Below are 18,362 nucleotides of genomic sequence, written 5' to 3'. Positions count from 1 at the left end.
GTTGATGAACTATCAAGAAGCCCAGGAAATTGCAGAAAAAAATGGTGAACAGGTGGTGCCCACAGTCTGTGGCATGTGCGGGCCGGGAGGTCCGGGTGGGGGCTGTGGCATTTATGCTTTTGTCAAGGATGGTAAATTCGTTAAAGTGGCCGGAATGGACGAATCCCCGGTCAATCGGGGGTCCCTCTGCGCCAAGGCCCATGCCGCCCCCCAATGGGTCTATTCTCCTGATCGGCTGACCCATCCATTACGTCGCATCGGAAAAAAAGGGGCAGGGAAATTTGAAAAGATAACCTGGGACCAGGCCATCCAACAAATCGCAGAGACCCTCGTCCAGCAGAAAAAAACCTATGGCGCTGAATCCCTTGCCATTTTGAGCCCGGCCAGACGCTCTTACAGTGAGTACATACAACGGTTTCTAGTGGCCCACGGCAGCCCCAACTACGGCCACAGCGGCATTTGTGCCATGCAGCGGGCCTTTGCTTTTTGCTACACCTTGGGGGACTATCCCCGTCCTGATTACCAGGAGTGTGAGTTGATCATTTACTGGGGACGTCAGCCAATTTATTCCGGCCCTGTGGCACGGCCTGCCAAATCTTTTCTGGCGGCTAAACAGCGTGGCGTAAAGATCGTCGCCATCAAGCCGTCGGTGGAGCCGGATGTGGGCATGGCAGATATCTGGGTGCCCCTGCGACCGGGAACCGACGCGGCCCTGGCACTGGCCATGCTGAATGTGGTTATCCGGGAAGATCTGCTGGATCATAAGTTTATAGATGAGTGGTGCAGTGGCTTTAAACGGCTTAAAGCCCATATCCAACAATATCCGCCTGAATGGGCAGAAAAGATCACCGGTGTTTCCGCCGAACAAATTGAAACAGTGGCAAGATTATATGCAACGACCCAACGGGCCACCATAGATCTGGGAAACGGGGTGGAGCATGCCCCTTCCGCCAACGATGCCATTCGGGCCGTGTCCATTCTCATGGCCATCACCGGTCATCTGGATCGTCCGGGCGGCAATCTGTTTGTCACCCCCCCAAAAAATGGCATAAAATCCATCACCCTGAAGGAACGGATCACCCAGGAGATGGTGGATAAACTGGTGGGACCGGAATTCCCAAAACAATTTCAGCCCTTTTATGAAGGTACCTCTTCGGCCTATTACCGGATTTTGGAAAGCGTGTTGACCCAAAAGCCCTATGCGGTTCGGGGCATTATTGCTCCGGGAACCCAGGCACTGGTAAGTACAAGGGGCTCCAGGAATGTGGTGGCGGCACTGGAGAAGCTTGATTTTTTTGTTGTGGCCGATGTGGCACGCACCGCAGATATGCCCTATGCCGACATCGTCATGCCCCTTGCCACCAGCTATGAGGTGGATCACTCATTTCAGATGGTACCCGGATGGCTCATGGCCACCAACCCAGTGATTTCACCCATACACTCCCCCAAGTCCATTTTTGATTTCTTTCTGGATTTAAGCGTGGCAATGGGATTGGGAGCTGATTTCTGGGACGGAAGCATGTCAAAAGCCATGGATGATCAGCTCAAGCCCCTGGGAGTGACCATGGACCAGTTGAGGCAAAAGAATACCGGGATGACGTTTTCCCCTGGACCCAAGGCCTATGAAAAATATCAGTCCGTGTTTAACCGTGTGAGCCTGCGTCTGAATGGGGCACCGTTTTTACCCCACGGCAAGGTGGAGATATTCAATACGGCCTTTGCCGAAGCTGGTTTCAATGGGCTGCCACAGTGGTGTGAACCTCCCGAGAGCATCACTGGAACACCGGAACTGTCAACAAACTACCCTTTGATACTGTCCGATTATCACACCTCAAAAAATTTTTCAGCCTCGTGGCAACGAAATCTGCCATATCTCAGGGAGATTCAACCCCATCCCATGCTGCACATCCATCCGGACACAGCCGTCGCTCGTCACATTAAAGATGGGGACTGGGTGAAGGTTAAATCTCCCCATGGCTGGATTAAAATAAAAGCCGAAATTTATCCGGGGATTCGACCGGATACCGTGATGCTGCTCCATGGCTGGTGGCAGGGGTGTAAGGAATTGGGGATGGATGACACCCCCATTCTGGATGGCGGCGCCAATGTCAACCTGATGTACAGCGTGGATGGGGACAAAGCCTATGATCCGCTTATCACCGCCATGACCAGCCAGACCCTGGTAGAGGTGACAAAAATTCAAAATGGGGTGGAGGGGCAATGCGCATGAACAACGAATACGTGATCTGGTTTAATCATGAGAAATGCACCCAATGTCATGGGTGTGAGGTGGCCTGTCGATCATGGCGGGGATTGGAAGGGCAGGGGCTTTTGTTTCGACGCGTCATCAACGTCTGGAGAGGGAACTATCCAGATGCTAAAAATCACTCGGTGTCACTTTCCTGCCTTCACTGTGTTGAGCCGGCGTGTGCTGCGGTGTGTCCGGTGGAAGCCATCACAAAACGTGAAAAAGATGGTGTGGTGGCGGTGGATGAAGCACTTTGCATCGGCTGTAAAACGTGTCTGGATGCCTGCCCCTATGGGGTGCCCTGTTTCGCATCGGATGGGGTGATGAAAAAGTGTGATCTTTGTCTGGATCAGGCTGTGGGGGAGTCCGGCCCGCCCTGCGTGGCCACTTGCCCTGGGGATGCGTTGAGCTTTCGGAAAGTTGATCCGAAGGAAAAGGAGGCCCATCTGTCGTATATTTTCGGCTTACTGGAATAACGGGGTTTGCTCCGCCGCTGCAGTTAAAAATTGTTTCGCGGCGGAGTTGATTACAAGATGGGCCACCCGTCATAATTGGCTGACCCCTCATCACCTTGTTGAAACTAAAACCGGTATTCAAGTTCAAAAAAGAGTCGGTCATTGTCACCTATATCTTGAAAGGCTACAGTGTCCCCTGATTGATAAAACACAACACCACCCTTTACCATGACATTGTCTCTTACATCATATTCCACCTGGTATCTTTCAAAGGCCCCGTCCTCTCCGGCTAACCCATATAAAGAGAGAAGCAGTGTCAGGTGAAGGGTGTCGTGCATGAAGTCCCGGTTTACCCGCAGGGCAGACTGAGAAAGATTTCTCATCTGGCCATCGGGGAGCGATTCCAAACGGGTGTCAAAATCAAATAAATGGCGATTGGCAAGCTCAATGGAGATGCTCGTTTCTGTAAAACCGCTGTATTCCATGGCCATGAGAAAATCAAATCGAGCGTAATCTTTATTCGGAACAGCATAAAAATTAAGACCATGCAACAAAGCCGCTTCGGTTTTAAAAAGCCAGTTGCCAAAGGCAATATCGCAACTTACGCCCCCCATTTTTATCCGGCTGTATCTGCGGACAAGACCACTTTTTTCTGTGGTCTCCACATGGGCCTGGTTATCAAACAGATACGCTGAGTAAATGGAGAGGTCCCAGCCACTGAAAACCCCATTTATGGCTGCTGCAAACTGTTGATTGGCAAGGCTTGTGGAGGGGTCATCTTCTGGTGGAGCCGATGCGCTCCCCGGATAAAATTCGCCGTTGTAAACAGGGATCTTGTTAAATCTGGGTTCATGGATCACCAGGGTGCTGATGTTCCAGTTCCCCGTGTAAAAATCCAACTTTGACATGGCCACGGGCAGTCGCAGATCACGGATGTCCAGCATACCCGGTTGGCGCATATCCAGGGGATTCAGAACATCTGTGATGCGAATATTATCTGATTTGCCCCACACCACAATCTGTCGCCCTGTCTTAAAATCAAGGTGATCGCCCAGGGCCGTCTGTATCCAGGCCTCGGTGATCTCCAGCTCCTGTTCATACTCATTCAGCATTTTATGGGTGTAGTCTGATCGGTCATTCAATGAATAGGCTGCATCATAAAATCCCCGGGTGCCGATCCTTGCCTGCCAGGTGTCAAAGCTGATATCCCCTATGAGCTCCCCCCGGGTTCTGAGCATGGACAGCCCCCGGTAATCAGGGGTGTTTTCCGGGGGAGATGTGTGGGCAACCCCCACCGCCGTCTGGAGGCTGATACTGCCCTGGAGTTCCAGCCAGCTGGGAAGCAACCGAGGGGAGATGTCCTCTTTTTCCTGCTGACCGGAGACGTCATCAAATCCCCCAAGGAGCTGATCCAGTTCTCCTGTCTCCTCAACAACGACACCTTCGTCATCAAATCCTGTGAGCAGATCTGCCATCTCATCCCCATGGCAAAGAGGTGCTCCCAGGCATGTCATCCAGGTTAAGAACAATAAAGTTATAATTCGCATGGTCACCTTGGGTGTCCGTCTTATATATATTTTTTTTTTTTTTTTTTATATATGAAAAGGCAGCCTCCAAGGCAACCTCAGCAGAGCCGCCCCCCGACGGGCAATAGGAACCGGACAATTGAGCTGTCTACAGTTCCGGTCCGGGCCCATTGCCCGTCGGGGGGCGGCGGCATAATACCATTTCCAATATTTGTTGTGTCCGTCAGGACATATGGGTTATAACCCTTTTTCCAACTGGCGAATGGAAAAATACGCTTCATCAAGGGGGGTATTAAACTTAACGTTACTCCATTTGAGAATGGTGCGATGGGTGGTCCGCTTGTTGACGGTGGTCTTCATCCAGCGCTCCGTGGCCACCCAGATGCCATCAATTTGTTCAATTTTCTTTGATTCCATATATTTGATTTTTTTACCCTCGTTTAACAGGTGGATGGCCCGGGCAACCATGAAGATATCCTGGCGCACAAAGAGGATGGACTTTTTATAGCCATAGCGATCTTCCACAGCCTTGGATGCGGGAAGGGCCTGGATGAGCCAGACCTTGTCACCGTCGATGGCATCTTCTTTTAAAAGCTTATAAGTCCACTCATCAAGCACCCGGTCTGTCATGTCAGCATAGGAAAAGTCCGATCCCATGAAGGAAGAGGATTTATCCGAGGTGGCAATGCGCTTGGTTTTGTGCAGGTCCGGCAGATAGAGCCACTGATCATCGTCCTTTTCTCCGGCATAATAATCAACGGTGAGAAATCCGGTATCCTTTACATCCGCAGGAGAGAGGAAAAATTGAAGTTTAAGGGTATCCACCCCCTTGTCCTTGGTGAATATTTTCATTTCCCGCCGGCGCTCATGGTTATTTTTATCAATGAGGATCATATCCACATCGGCGGTCATGTTGTCTCCGTCGTCCCTGGCATCCACCTTTTCCATGATGGTACGTGCCGAATCTTTGGCCATGGTCGGGGAGGGGAGAACAGCAAGAAGTGTCCCCACCAGGATCAATGCCATGGTGTACCTCATTAGAGATGGAAAATACCCCGGCACATCTTGCCTGGAAGTGTTGGAAAAAGATGGTATCTTTGAAAATGGAAATATCGATTTCATGGTCATGGGATCTCCTTTGAATTTTGGGCTTTTGCCTGACCCAGCCGAGCTGGATAAGTACCTTCTCGAAGTAATTGCTTGCCAACAAAACGAAGATATTATTTCGATGGTGCTGATATCGACGTTTTCATGGAATTTTTTTCCCGGATTACCAGGGTCATGAGGGCTGGGGACAAAAACATATCCCCGGCCAGGGCCAGAAGAATGGCCAACCCCGTCATTGCCCCAAAGAAAAAGACATTATTCATGGAGGCAAACATAAAGATGAAAAAGCCCGCAGAAAGTACGATACTGGTGGTGATCATGGCCCGTCCGGCCGTGTGCATGGTATGCGTCACTGCGTCTTTTACGCTGCCTGTTTTATTGAAATATTGCTTGAAATGGTACATGAAATGCACCGTGTCATCCACAGCCAGGCCCATGGCAATGGAGGCAATGAGCATGGTGAACATATCAAGGGGGATGTTAAACCAGCCCATGATACCAAGCACCACCAGAATGGGCCCCAGATTGGGGATCATGCTGATCAAGCCCAATCGCAGTTCCCCGATGAGCAATATCATCATCACGGTGATCACCCCCATGGCAATGAGGTAACTCTGGGCTGCGGCATGGATGGCCGCATGGAGTATCCGCCCGAAAAGGGCCATGATGCCCGTGATTTGAACGGACATGGGCACGCCCCCATCGAGCTGACGATCCTTGAAAACAGCGTTGAATTGATGGGTCATATCTTCCATAAAGGGCACATAGGCAAGGGCATCCCGCCAGGGAACCTTTAAGGTGATCCGGGTCAGGCGAAACTGTGAATCCACCACATCTTCCAGGTCGTCGGAACCGGAATTCTCAAACAGCAGGAACTCCTGGGGAATCAGTTTTCCGTTGTCTGGGATTTTATAGAAAGCAGGATCATTGCCATGCAGGGCCTGGTGGATCTCTTTTAATATGGTGGTCACCGACATCACCTTGCCCACAAACAGCCCATTGACGTCATACTGCTCAAGTTCTCCTGCCAGTTTGTCCAGATCTTTTAAAAATTGTTGATCATACACCCCATTTTCTTTGCCCGTGTCCACAACGACTTCTAAAACCACGCTGCCCTTGAGGTTTGCATCAATCAGCTCGGTGTCCTTTCGAACATCCAGCTCCGCTGGCAGCCACTTTAAAAGGTTATGGGAAAACCGCAGCTGCGCAACCCCGGACACACCGGCAAGGATAAGGATGACGGTGACGGTAAGAATGAATTTACTTCGTTTCATGGACGTTACGATGATCCAGTCAATCAGTCGATCCATCCTGGAGGGCTGGCTGTGATGTGTCTCTTTTTTCTCTTTCAGGGGTATCAGTGACAGGAGCGCCGGCATCAGCATCAGGGTATAGCCCAGGGAATAAAGTACCCCCAGGGCTGAAAAAATACCCAGATCACCAATGGGCGCCACCTCGGCTGTACTGAATGAAGCAAGACCCGCAGCCGTGGTCAGGGACGTCATGACAATGGCAAGACCCGAATGAGCATAGCTTTCCATGATGGCCGATTTTTTGTCTTTGCCGCTTCTCAGTTCCTGAAAAACAAGGGAGAGGACATGGACGCTGGCCCCCACCCCCACTGCAAGTAAAAAAGAGGGGAGAATAATGGTGGGGGTTTTAAATTCAATGGAAAAAAGGGCCATGGTGCCCAGGGTGGAGATAAGGGAAAAGGCCACCACCACAAGGGGTAACACCACCCCACTTAATCGTCTAAACATTAAAAAGAGACACAGGGAGATGACAAGGACTGCAAGGCGGAGAAATTGTTTCATGTCCTTCATCATGAATTGTTTTACGACGTGGGTTACCACCGGCGTTCCTGCCAGGTGAATATCAAAATCCTCGTCGTTAAAGCGCTGGATAAGTTCTCTTGTCTGGGTGACCATCTCTCCGTTTTCTTTGTCGGTGATATATTTTGGGGGGGCCGTGTCAGCATCTCCTGCATCGGGCTCATCAAACCCTGACAACAGATCCATTTCATTGCCAGTGTCACTGTAAACAAGGCTTTCCACCACCATGGAAGTGAAGGTACCATCCACGGAGATGAGTTGGTTACGGTATAAGGGGTTTTCCATGACCCTTTTTCTCAACGCCATGAAAGCCTTGGCATCTTCCGGGAATTTTGCCAGCAGGTCGTCCACCAGAAGGGTATCTTTCTCTCCCCGGGTATTTCTGGCATTGACCATGGAGGTAATCTCCTTAACGTGGGGGATCTCTTGTTCCACAGCCTCGTGCAATGCCTTGAGCCGGGTGAGAAAGCCGTCTGAAAAGATCTCTTTGCTATGAATGACAATGGCCATCATATCGTCCCGGCCAAACTGATCCCGGAAGTCATTGTAGATCTCCAGGATGGGATCATTCTCTCGCAAAAGTCCCTCATTGGAGGTATTAATGGTTAAAAATCGTATCTGGGAGCCCAGCATCGCTGTGAAAACAATTATCACAATTACCACTGGCAGTCGGAATCGAATTACCAACTCTGCCATGCGGTTAAAAAAACGCTCCGAGGTTTTTCCGGAAGGACTCATCTTTTCTCCTGGTTATTTTTGATTTTACTTTGTTATATAACGGGAATGTCCTGTCAGACACAACAAATTTAGGGTCGTAGACGCGGAGCTAAATGGTATTATACCGCCGCCCCCCCGACGGGCAATGGGCCCGGACCGGAACTGTAGACAGCTCAATTGTCCGGTTCCTATTGCCCATCGGGGGGACGGCTCTGCTGAGGTTGCCTTGGAGGCTGCCTTTTCATATAAAAAAATTAAGGCGTATATTGGTTTCCAAGGGGTTTTGTAATAGCTACGGAGTCCTGTGGCTTGATTGAACATGGGCTTGGTCAAACCCATTTATTCCATTGAGGAAAATGGTTGCAATGAGATCTGGATATTCAGCAAAAAAGGCATCTCCATACCCCGGTGGTTGAACTTTATCCAGAATGGGTGCAAAGAGAAAACGTGATGTCATCATGCTGATGAGAAGTGGACCAATGGCTGCAGGAGAGATTTTTTTGCCGCTTCTGACAGCCAGAGGCTTGCAGATACCCTGCTCTATGATGGCCATGGCTTTTTTTCCCCATTGGGATTTGTGCTGGGTGATATCCGGATCATCATGGGGCAATTCCGCCAGGGTGACGATCATATACTCCCGGTTGCTGGAAATATACTCCACGGCCCGGTGGATAAATGTTCGGATCTTTTCCTCAAAGGGGACGTCCCGACACAGCTCTTGTTCCAGGATCTCCAGATAACCGGAGAAAAAGGTATCTAGAATGACCATGAGCAGCTTTTTTTTACCGCCGAAAAAATAATTGACCATGGCCAGGTTTACCTCTGCCTTTTCGGCCAACTCCCGCAATCCAATGCTGGCGTATCCTCTTTTGGCAAATAGAACCACTGCTGTTTTTATTATACGGTCCCGGGATTCAGGTGCGTTTTTTTTTCCCATTGTGTCTCCGATAGTGTTAGTTAAACATCTGTTTGATTTTTGCACTATGGAATGGTGTTGTCAATGGATTATTTAAACGTTTGTTTAGTTTAATCGTTGATGCTTGCAAAGCTGACTTTTCACCATGATGGTACGTAGGACAAGCATTGGCAATGTGGTGTAGATAACGAATTTTATCAGGGGGTTGCAGCGATTAAATCAAACGACGCAAGCATCATTTTTTGTGCCATAGCCATTATTATTGGGGGGATATTGTGTTGTTTTGCCGGTATTAATTCTGAAAATTGTGGTAAAAAAGGGGAATTTTTGATTTTTTTATTTATCTTGATATTTCATCTCTGACGGATCAATCTCCGGCGGGCTTTTGGTTTTCTTGATGGTCCTTTAACCGTCAGGCGCAATCCGCATCCGTAAAGGAGTTTTAGAATCAGGTTATAGGGATAGCTGAGTTTTCCGATAATAAGATCAACTTCGGGACGGGAAAGTACAACCGGGATATAAGGTTTTTTTTCGCCTTGACAACACCCTCAACTTTATCAAATTCTTTACCCAGAACATGTCTAAAAAAAATAATGCATTAAAAGCCTGATTTGTGATGGGGCAGATATCTTTGATTCAACAGCCAGAAAGGTTAGGGTTATGACTGTACTTGTGACAAAAATCAAGATAAAACCGCAACCATTTTCGGTAAACACCATGGTACTTTATTGAAATTCCTTCCACATTTAGCTGTGAATCATATTGTAGTAAAAGTTGTTGTGGTATTATTTGCATTATGATATCCAATTTTAGATACCATCCGAATTTGAGTGATATCAGACTGTAAATATAAAATGTAATTAAAAGTGTGTCAAATCACTTGTTCTGAATGATATCCGATAATGTGGATATCACAACTATGCGGAAACCGGTTAACTACTTGTTCAGTGCGCCTGCGGCGCACTGAATGCCGAGTTGAGTATGGGTTTGACGCGCGCCGCAGCACACTGAACAACGAGTTGGAGCAGCCAACCCAAGTGGGTCGCTCCTCAACTCGGCATTAACTTCTAAAGACACAACTGAAGAGTTATTTAATGAAATCCATGATTGATAAAGCAGAGTTTATAGCTACTCTTAATAGCTGGGGTGCAAGTATTGTTCGTGTGGCTGATACGTCAAGACTATTAGGTATTGAAACGGAACCGAAAGATCTCTTGGACGATTATCCTAGAGCTGTGAGTATTGCAATACGTCTTTCTAATTCGGTAATGGATAAGATTGAAGGACAACCAACACCTTTGTATTCGTCACACTATAGCCGAGTAAATGCATTGCTCGACGACATTGCAATAAGAACCACTAATCTAATCCAGATGAGTGGTCACCAGGCAGTACCTATCCCAGCAAGCCAGGTACTTGATTGGGAAAATTGTACTTCGTATATATCGCACAAAGCAGTTGCCATTGCGGCTGGTGTCGGTTGGCAGGGCAAAAGTCTTTTGGTAGTAAATCCTGACTTTGGTCCCAGGATTCGGTTAACAACAATTCTTACCAATGCCGATCTTGATCCTGATCCACCAATTAAAAACAGATGTGGTAAATGCTCTCAATGCAAAGATCATTGTCCGGCTGGAGCTATCATTGGTATAAATACCGACAGCCACTATTCCTCCCGGTCAGAGGCAATATATCTGGAAAAATGTGTTTATCAAGTAAGAGAAGTATTTAGTGAGCTACCCCACGTTACATCCGGTATCTGCGGTGTATGTATTAAAGTCTGTCCATGGGGAATAAAAAAAGAAAAAGCGGAACGATAAATGAAGTTAACCACCGCATTCACGCGGACCTCGCAAACAGCGCGAGTCCGGTGATGCGGACTGTTATGGAAATAAATTTAAGAAAATAATGAAGTCCTTAAATTAACGGCATATAACCATTGAAAGTAAAAAATAGCGCAATCATATACACTGCTTACGATTATCAAACCCTTCATGGGGTTTATTTTCTCTCTGTTTGGTTAAATAGTCCAACAGAATTTGAACGAATGTGTTTCGAAGCTGACGAGGAGGCGAACGAAGCGCCAAAAGGGATTGATGACATAGTTTGTCAACGGTCAGATGGGAAAACAGATTTCATACAAGTTAAATTTACGCCGTCTCCAGATAAAGAAGAAAATCATCTTACTTGGGATTGGCTGTTAACCCGGCCGGGTAAAACTGAACGTTCTAGATCTATATTGAAAAAGCTCAGTGATGCAATTTCATCCGTTTCTCCTGACAAATTGGGTAAAGTTGTTCTGTTAACAAATAAACTTCCCGATCGTGTAATGGAAAACAATATTAAAGGAACTAAGATTGATATTTCAAAAATTGAGTCAACGACTAAACAAGAAATATTAAATCAACTTGGAAGTGAAGACATAGCGATCTCTCTTTTTTCAACGGTTGAAATACAGCATAGTGAAGGTGATTATCATACATTAGACCGTATTGTTAGATCCGAATTATACAAGCATTCCGATAATGCGGGTATTGATCGCCTTTTAAATCGTTCTAGAGAATGGGCAATGTTTAAAAACTATCCCCCTGATGATGGATGGATATACTTACATCATGTAAGGGAAATTCTATCAATTAAACGCCCTGAGCCTATACCAGAAATCTTTACGATACCACCTGAATATTGTTTGCCGGACAATAGATTCCATGAGGATTTGGCTGGTCAAATATGTTCATCTAAAGGGGAAATTATTACGCTCACGGGAAAACCTGGTTTAGGAAAAAGCACTTATTTAAGTTATTTGTGTAAAGAATTAGAAAAAAAGAATATCCCTTTAATCCGTCATCATTACTTTTTATCTTTGGGAGACACGACTGAAGATAGATTGAGCCCTAGAGTCGTTGCGGAGTCATTTTTACATCAGATCAAAAGTGTTCATCAGAAAGCAAATGCAGACACTTCAAGACCAGAAAATTTAAGGATGGCTATTACGAAGTGTGCGGAATTCTACAAAAAAAAGAACTGCCCCTTTGTCATTTTGATTGATGGCCTTGATCATGTTTGGAGAGATAACGCCCGAAACAAGAAACCATTAGACGAAATTTTCAGACAATTGCTTCCAGTTGTTGACAACATGGTTCTCCTCGTAGGGACCCAGCCAGTTGATAGTGATCTTCTGCCAGATCTCTTGCTCAATTATTTGCCTAAAGAAGAATGGACTTGGCTACCTTCAATGACCGGAAATTCAATATATGAGTTTTTGAAGTACCAGTCAGATTCTGGACGAATTCAGTTAAATTGTCATGAAGATCATATCGAAGAAGAGATTCAGTCAGCCGCAGAAAAATTACATGAGCTTACCCAAGGATATCCTCTCCATGTAATATATTCTTATGAATATCTTATTCAGAATGGCAAACCACTTTCAAGCTGGGAAATTGAAAAATTGCCTCCTTGTTCAGACCAGAATATTGAGACTTACTATAATAATCTATGGAGAAACCTAACTTATCGACAAAAAGATGTGTTACATCTATGCAGCGATTTCCAGTTTGCATGGCCCCGCCACTCAATAGGTTTAGTTCTTAAAGATCCTGTCGATCAGCAACCTAGTGTTGATGCAGTTTCTCACATGCTATTTGAGGGAATCTCTGGTGTCAGACCATTTCATGAGAGCTTAGTGGTTTTTATTAAAAATCAACCTGATCATCAAACTCAGATAGAAGCTCTTTTGCCTCAAGTTTGTGAGTGGTTGGACTCTGACGCTCCGAAACATTTGAAAGATGCATGGTTATGGTCTAGTATCGCAAGATTAAGAGATTCTACTCCTCTCAGGCAAGGTTTAACCCGAGACTGGTTACTGGATCGTCTTATTGAAGGCTTCCCTGTCAAAACTTGCATCCGTTTGTTATCTGAGGCAGAAATATATGCATTTGATGAATTGAATTTCGCTGAAGCATATAAACACAGGGCACTAAAAACTAGACTGTTTAACGGGCCAGAGTTTCAGATATGGGATGCGCCAAATCTGGAAATTTTTTCATTCGCGTTGGCGTCTGAATTGGCAATATCTCAGGAAATTTCACTACAAAATGAATATTCGCCAACTAAACTGGCTATTCTTGCGATTTCGTTGTGGCAAAGAGGTGATAATGATAGTGCCACGAAGATGGCAGAAATGGCTATAGATCGATACAGAACGAAAAACAAGCTAATAAATAACAGAAACAGACAAGACGAAGAAACAGAAGCTACATTGATCATAAAAGCTGGAACTTTAACTGATGTACTCAATTATGATGCGATATTTGAAAAAGACAACTTTTCCAATTGGCCCGATGCGTATATAAATGCTTTCAAAGATGCCTGCATTATGAAAAAGGACATAGCTTTATTATGCAGAGCACGTAAAAATTTAAACTTAGAAGCCTTTCACCATGCTGTAAAAATAGAGTTGTCTGCAATCAGGGCGAGCATAGTCGAAGAAGCAGATATCACTGCACGATCCGAGTATAATTTATTTACCTCTCAAAAACTCTCTGCATTTTTAGACATACTTTCTCAGAAACGTTTTTCTGATATTCATACCTATTATCCGGAATCCCTTGATTCTCCTTCTATTGATATTGGTGAGTCGAGTTCTTACCATCAATGGTTTTTTTCTTCACTTATCACAAGGCTGCAAGCCGAGGGTGATTTCTCATGGTTACCGGTACAAGCTAAAACGCAAAGAGCCAATGTTTCAATTCACTACAATTTGCTCAATGAGCTTTCTGATATTGTTGCACAAAAACTTATAACAGATGGTGAATTGAAGTTCGATCAGGTGTGTACTTTGCTGCCAAAAGATTCACTATTGGATGAAAAAAATTGGGAATCCCGAAGGGCAGACATTTTATTTAAAAGGGAATGGATTGAAATTGCATCTGACTGTCATTTGCTTACGAATAGAGCACCCATTTCTCTATCTTCTTTGAATAACGTTCTTGATTATGAAATCTTCAGAATTGATTGGCTAAGGTTGTGGTACAAAGAGATCGGGCTTAAACTTTTATCTGATGAAGCGGCAAAACGCATTTTTGAACTGGAATTAAAAAAACAGTCAACTGAATTAGAAGAAACAATTGAATATTCTAACGGTAACCTCGAACTGGCAGAAATAGCTTATAGGCACGGTGACAGTTCCTCATTCTCAAAGCATCTTAGACTATCTTGGGATTTTGTACTTGGTTATGGTCACCATAAAGACTCGACAATTATAAATGTCATAGAAGCAATTGAATACTTGTCTTCAGCCTTGCCAGATGATGCTTTAAATCTTCTCGAGCGGATTTCTCCAATTGTGTTCAATATTTCCGAATTCACTGACGGAGACGAAACTTCATATTCGAAGCATTTGGTATCGTCATTGTTAGCTGCCATAAACCCCCAGACAGCAGCATCTATATATGATCAACAGCTTAAGGATGGCGAATGGTATTATTCAGAAGAAACATTATCCGCTTTAGTTAAAAATTGTGACTTTTCATCCCCTATTGTAAAACAGCTTTTTCTCACTGGTCTTCATTCAAGTTGTTATCAGGATCTCCAAAAATTGATTGACGATGGGAATCAGAATGCCATTGATATTGCGAGAGAAGTTGAAAATTTACTTGGTACAGAAGTGGCGTATGAATCGGAGGATAAGAAATCTTCTAACACCGAACTTGAAAAAATAAAAATAAACCCCAATGATTATCCTCCAGAAAGCCTAAATGATCTGATCGAAGCTCTAAAAGGAAAATACAATACAAGTGATTTCTGGAATGTCTGGTACGACCACTGGGCAAAGCAAGGTAAGGAAGCCGAACTAATTGAAAACCTACTCCCAATAATTTCAGACAGCACTAACTCTATTGATAATACAAAATATTTACTTGATAGATTATTCATAAGTCAAAAAAAACTAAATGGAAAAACCAAAGCTTTTGCATTATTAGTTCAAGCTCAGAAAGCAATGAATGGCTGGTCTGATTGGTATGAAAGAACCCAAAATACCATTAATAGACTCAAAATTCTCGCAGAAATTTATCCAAAGCGTATCGATGAATTTATTAGATTAACAACAGAGCAGCATGATACTTGGAATGATAAGTTTGGAAAGCTGATTATCCCAAATGACAAACTTGTCTTCCTATTAGTCGCAAGTGCCCGGACTGATGAAGCTATTGACCTTGTTAATTCCATGGTTGATAGTTTAGAGGAAAGCATAAGAAATTTATCACTACGTAAGCCCAAGTGGGACTGGAGATGTGACGATACCATTGAAGATGCTTTAACAAAAACGTTAGTGTCCCGCCTAAAGCTACCAATTCCCGCTATTAAGTTATGGGTTATAGAACAAGCATCAATTTTGTTAGTTAATTCCCATCCCCAAATTGAGAATTTGATTTTAGATGACCTATCTAAAAGATTACAAGAATCAGAATGCATAGAAGTACTTAGCCTATTCTTAATTGCCAAGTACAAAGGTTATGTAGCGCCTGTTACATTGGGTAATTTCATAAAAGCAAGATCCATATTGTCTGATATGATTTTGAAAGAAGTTAATCCTGATATAATAAATTTTGGTGAATATGCCCTTGAGGTATCGCCAATACCTATAATTCCACCTGGGAATAATCAATTTGACCATTTTTCGGGAACTCATTTTCCTCTTTTATACGACTCCAGACTAAGTCGCGAGGAGAAAAGATGTTCCATACCCTTCACAGCTTATTTTAGATCTGAGTGGAGTCGCATCTTCGACTACTGTCCCCCTTCAGGAACTGATATTCAGTATTTCATTAATACCGATAGAACTAAAAACACAGGCCAGTTTTATACAACAGCAAGTCATAGAGCCAGATCTGCATTCTTAAGAACCATTGAGATTGCCAGACGATTTTTTGGTATGCCTGACGGATATGCAGAAGGCTTATCTACGCCTGCTTTACCAATAGAGCCCGTTTATGTAGGGGTGATTCCTAAAAGACCTGACTGGGTTTTAAAATGGGCCAATGAGATTGAACTCACCCCAAAGAATATATCGGAATACATAAAAAAATGTATTCGTGGGTATAATTCAAAAAATGAATTACTCGATTTAGCAGCTTTTTCTTTTCCGATTAGGATTGATGGAAATAACTGGATTGACATAACCGTATCAAAAATAATAACGAATCAGGCAGTTACATCAGAGTATAGTCTTAAAGACCGTTCGCTTGTTGTATGTATAGGCAGGGAATTGGAAACCCATTTGACATATGAATATGCAGGTAATGGAGGAAACCTGGATGAGGCCCCAATACAACTAACAGCGACCTCTTATCCTTTGCTTCGATATGGCCATTGGCATTCTGATTTTGAGTCTCGTGGTGTTTACGTGCCAGTTTGTGCTGTTGAAGGCAGGGGCGTTAACGCCAGGTTTGCAAATAATGTCATCGAATTTGAAGTTGATGACGTAAAGATAGGTTATGCTTCTTACTGGAACAACTATTGGCGACCTTCACATCCTAAGGAATTATCTTCTCTTTGCGGAACATACACAGTTTTACGTTCGGAGGAGTATTTTAAACGGATACAACCTATATCGGACGAGACCAAGTATTTCTATGCATGTAATGTTAAAATTTTGAAAGCTGAGGACACTTTCAGAGAATTCGAAACTCAGGACATTAATTTTACAATACCTGTTTTTAATTAATCTAACAAAAAGTGAAAGGTTACATACGTTTGACCGTTTCTAAAATTTATTCCAACAACGAAAATGCTGACGGATGAACCGCAGATTTTCATGGTTAGCGAGTTGAAACCATTCTACTCAATACAAAAGCGAACCCAATACCTCTGCCGGAGAAATATTAATGAAGTCGGACCCCATCAAACTGGAAGTACACCAAGCCAACTGCTTCTACAACTATACCGCAGGTCTTGAGACTACTGATGTGGATCTAGTTAAAACGGCTGCAAATCTTCTTAAATCCGGCATAGCCCGCACCGTTTGCTTTTCAGACTTGAAGTGTATCTATCTTGACACGACAGGGGATATTCAGTTCGAATGGCTACACCCTAAAGGACGGGAATGGGATTCCAATTGGACGGTGAGGTTTAGTGAGAACTTACCAACCCAGACAGCGGAAGAACTCATATTCTGCTTGGAGCTTTCATTTCATGAAAAACGAATAGAGAGTAGAGAAGCAAGGTTAATCCCGCCCTACCTCCGGGCTGCGCTACCTCCACTGGTTTTGGAGAGAGGTAGTTATACCTTGCCCGTTCATCCTTGGCTCAAAATCTATTCAGACGGAATCTTGACCATTGGCTTCCAACTTGACACCACCTGGGAAAATCTTGATGAGACCGACTTCATTGACGATTTTGTCAACCTTTTTCAGCAGTATTTTGAACGCGTATGGGTCCAGGAGGATCTTCAACGGATGGATGCTCAACAAATACTGCCTGATGCATTTGGCGATACGTTCTCTGTCGCTGGCCAAGAGGTTAGTGGTAGAACATTTAGCAAGCTACTAAAGAAAATGCGTCGAACGAGTCGGAAAGTACTCGACGAATCCCTCGAAAAGGGCGGGCAAACATTTGAGATTGGTGGGGAACCTTGGGTGCTACATCAAATTGCCGGCTCAGAAGACCAGGTGGATTGGGAGGCGACTATTGACCTCTGTCGGTCAATCTACGTTGGTGCCATCACAAGTCTCATCGTATCAAAAGCGACACAGATCAACAAGAGACTCCGGCAAGTACAGCTATGGGAAGGTCGCCCTTCGATTTCCTTGATGCGCTTTCGCGATCAGCCAAGTACTAAGGATGAGCTGTCAGCAAGATTTAGTCCGTCGATATCACGCATCTTGATGCGATCTTCTGCCATAGAAAACCCTCCGGCTTTGCCACCCGATTTACGTCCATTCGGAGACTACTGTTTCCACGGTAATCGTGCTCTCCTTCTTTGGACATGGCTTCGGTCTGTTGATTCGCCAGACGACGCATGGAGTGACGCTAACACCAGAATGCATCTCTTGGAGAATCAAGCAAGGGCAGAGCATTTTGAGTATCATAATCTACGAATTGCTCGAGCCTGCGCAACCGCGAGTTCTCCTCTCTCAGATGAGCACCTGATTGACGCTTACGAAGTCCTTACAACTGCTGAGTCCTCAGTTCATCATTCTAGCCAAGCTGGAGAAATCACAGATGCTTTAGATTACTTGATAGAAGCTACCGGAACTATGGGGCTTGTCGAATCAGGTAAGGAACATGCACGTTGGCACCTGGACGAACGCCGATATCGAGTGGAGAAGAGGCGGTCCAGCGTGGATCGATGGTTGATGATCGTGTTTGGTTTCGTAGGTGCAGCTAGCATGGCAGACCTTGTAATTCAGCCATTAATGAAAGCCTCATATTCAAAACTGGATTCTAAATGGGTGGGGCTGCTCTCATTTGCATTTGCCGTCATAGTAGTTTCTCTACCAGCAGCGTTCATCGGGATTTTAAATAGATTGCGAAGAAAATGAAAGCTAAAAAAACAAGAACTCG

9 protein-coding genes are annotated in these 18,362 nt (G+C 44.7%); 5 read left to right on the top strand and 4 right to left on the bottom strand.

Annotation, left to right across the window (positions count from 1 at the left end; translation table 11 throughout):
* Positions 1-4 precede the first annotated feature (4 nt).
* Together ACYQ2M_RS18080 and ACYQ2M_RS18075 are read left to right on the top strand one after the other, a co-directional pair.
* Positions 5-2,230, top strand: a complete 2,226-nt coding sequence (locus ACYQ2M_RS18080; protein ID WP_459917778.1) for a molybdopterin-containing oxidoreductase family protein — start codon at positions 5-7, stop codon at positions 2,228-2,230.
* On the top strand, positions 2,227-2,724 hold the full coding sequence (locus ACYQ2M_RS18075; protein ID WP_459917777.1) for a 4Fe-4S dicluster domain-containing protein: 498 nt from the start codon (positions 2,227-2,229) through the stop codon (positions 2,722-2,724). The genes ACYQ2M_RS18080 and ACYQ2M_RS18075 overlap by 4 nt, the downstream gene beginning before the upstream one ends.
* 104 nt (positions 2,725-2,828) lie before the next feature.
* On the opposite strand, the gene ACYQ2M_RS18070 is transcribed toward ACYQ2M_RS18075, so the two are convergent.
* The 4 genes from ACYQ2M_RS18070 to ACYQ2M_RS18055 form a co-directional block, all read right to left on the bottom strand.
* Positions 2,829-4,250: a DUF1302 family protein gene (locus ACYQ2M_RS18070; protein WP_459917776.1), complete on the bottom strand. Its 1,422-nt coding sequence runs from the start codon at positions 4,248-4,250 to the stop codon at positions 2,829-2,831.
* Positions 4,251-4,466: 216 nt separating this feature from the next.
* On the bottom strand, positions 4,467-5,351 hold the full coding sequence (locus ACYQ2M_RS18065; protein WP_459917775.1) for an outer membrane lipoprotein-sorting protein: 885 nt from the start codon (positions 5,349-5,351) through the stop codon (positions 4,467-4,469).
* 98 nt (positions 5,352-5,449) lie between these two features.
* Positions 5,450-7,906 carry an efflux RND transporter permease subunit gene (locus ACYQ2M_RS18060; RefSeq protein WP_459917774.1) on the bottom strand — a complete coding sequence of 819 codons (2,457 nt, stop codon included), beginning with the start codon at positions 7,904-7,906 and terminating at the stop codon, positions 5,450-5,452.
* A gap of 271 nt (positions 7,907-8,177) precedes the next feature.
* Entirely contained in the window at positions 8,178-8,822 is a 645-nt protein-coding gene (locus ACYQ2M_RS18055; RefSeq protein WP_459917773.1) for a TetR/AcrR family transcriptional regulator, read from the bottom strand.
* 1,073 nt (positions 8,823-9,895) lie between these two features.
* On the opposite strand from ACYQ2M_RS18055, the gene ACYQ2M_RS18050 reads away from it, so the two are divergent.
* From ACYQ2M_RS18050 to ACYQ2M_RS18040, 3 genes are all read left to right on the top strand, one after another.
* Positions 9,896-10,618, top strand: a complete 723-nt coding sequence (locus ACYQ2M_RS18050) for a 4Fe-4S double cluster binding domain-containing protein (protein WP_459917772.1) — start codon at positions 9,896-9,898, stop codon at positions 10,616-10,618.
* Positions 10,619-10,737: 119 nt separating this feature from the next.
* Positions 10,738-16,524, top strand: coding sequence for an ATP-binding protein (locus tag ACYQ2M_RS18045; RefSeq protein ID WP_459917771.1), 5,787 nt, complete (start codon positions 10,738-10,740; stop codon positions 16,522-16,524).
* A gap of 160 nt (positions 16,525-16,684) precedes the next feature.
* Positions 16,685-18,340 carry a hypothetical protein gene (locus tag ACYQ2M_RS18040; protein WP_459917770.1) on the top strand — a complete coding sequence of 552 codons (1,656 nt, stop codon included), beginning with the start codon at positions 16,685-16,687 and terminating at the stop codon, positions 18,338-18,340.
* Positions 18,341-18,362: the final 22 nt, after the last annotated feature.

It is taken from the genome of Desulfocicer niacini (assembly GCF_054657595.1).
The sequence above is the reverse complement of the archived record's forward strand: the minus strand, read 5'-3'. Positions and strand labels throughout refer to the sequence as shown.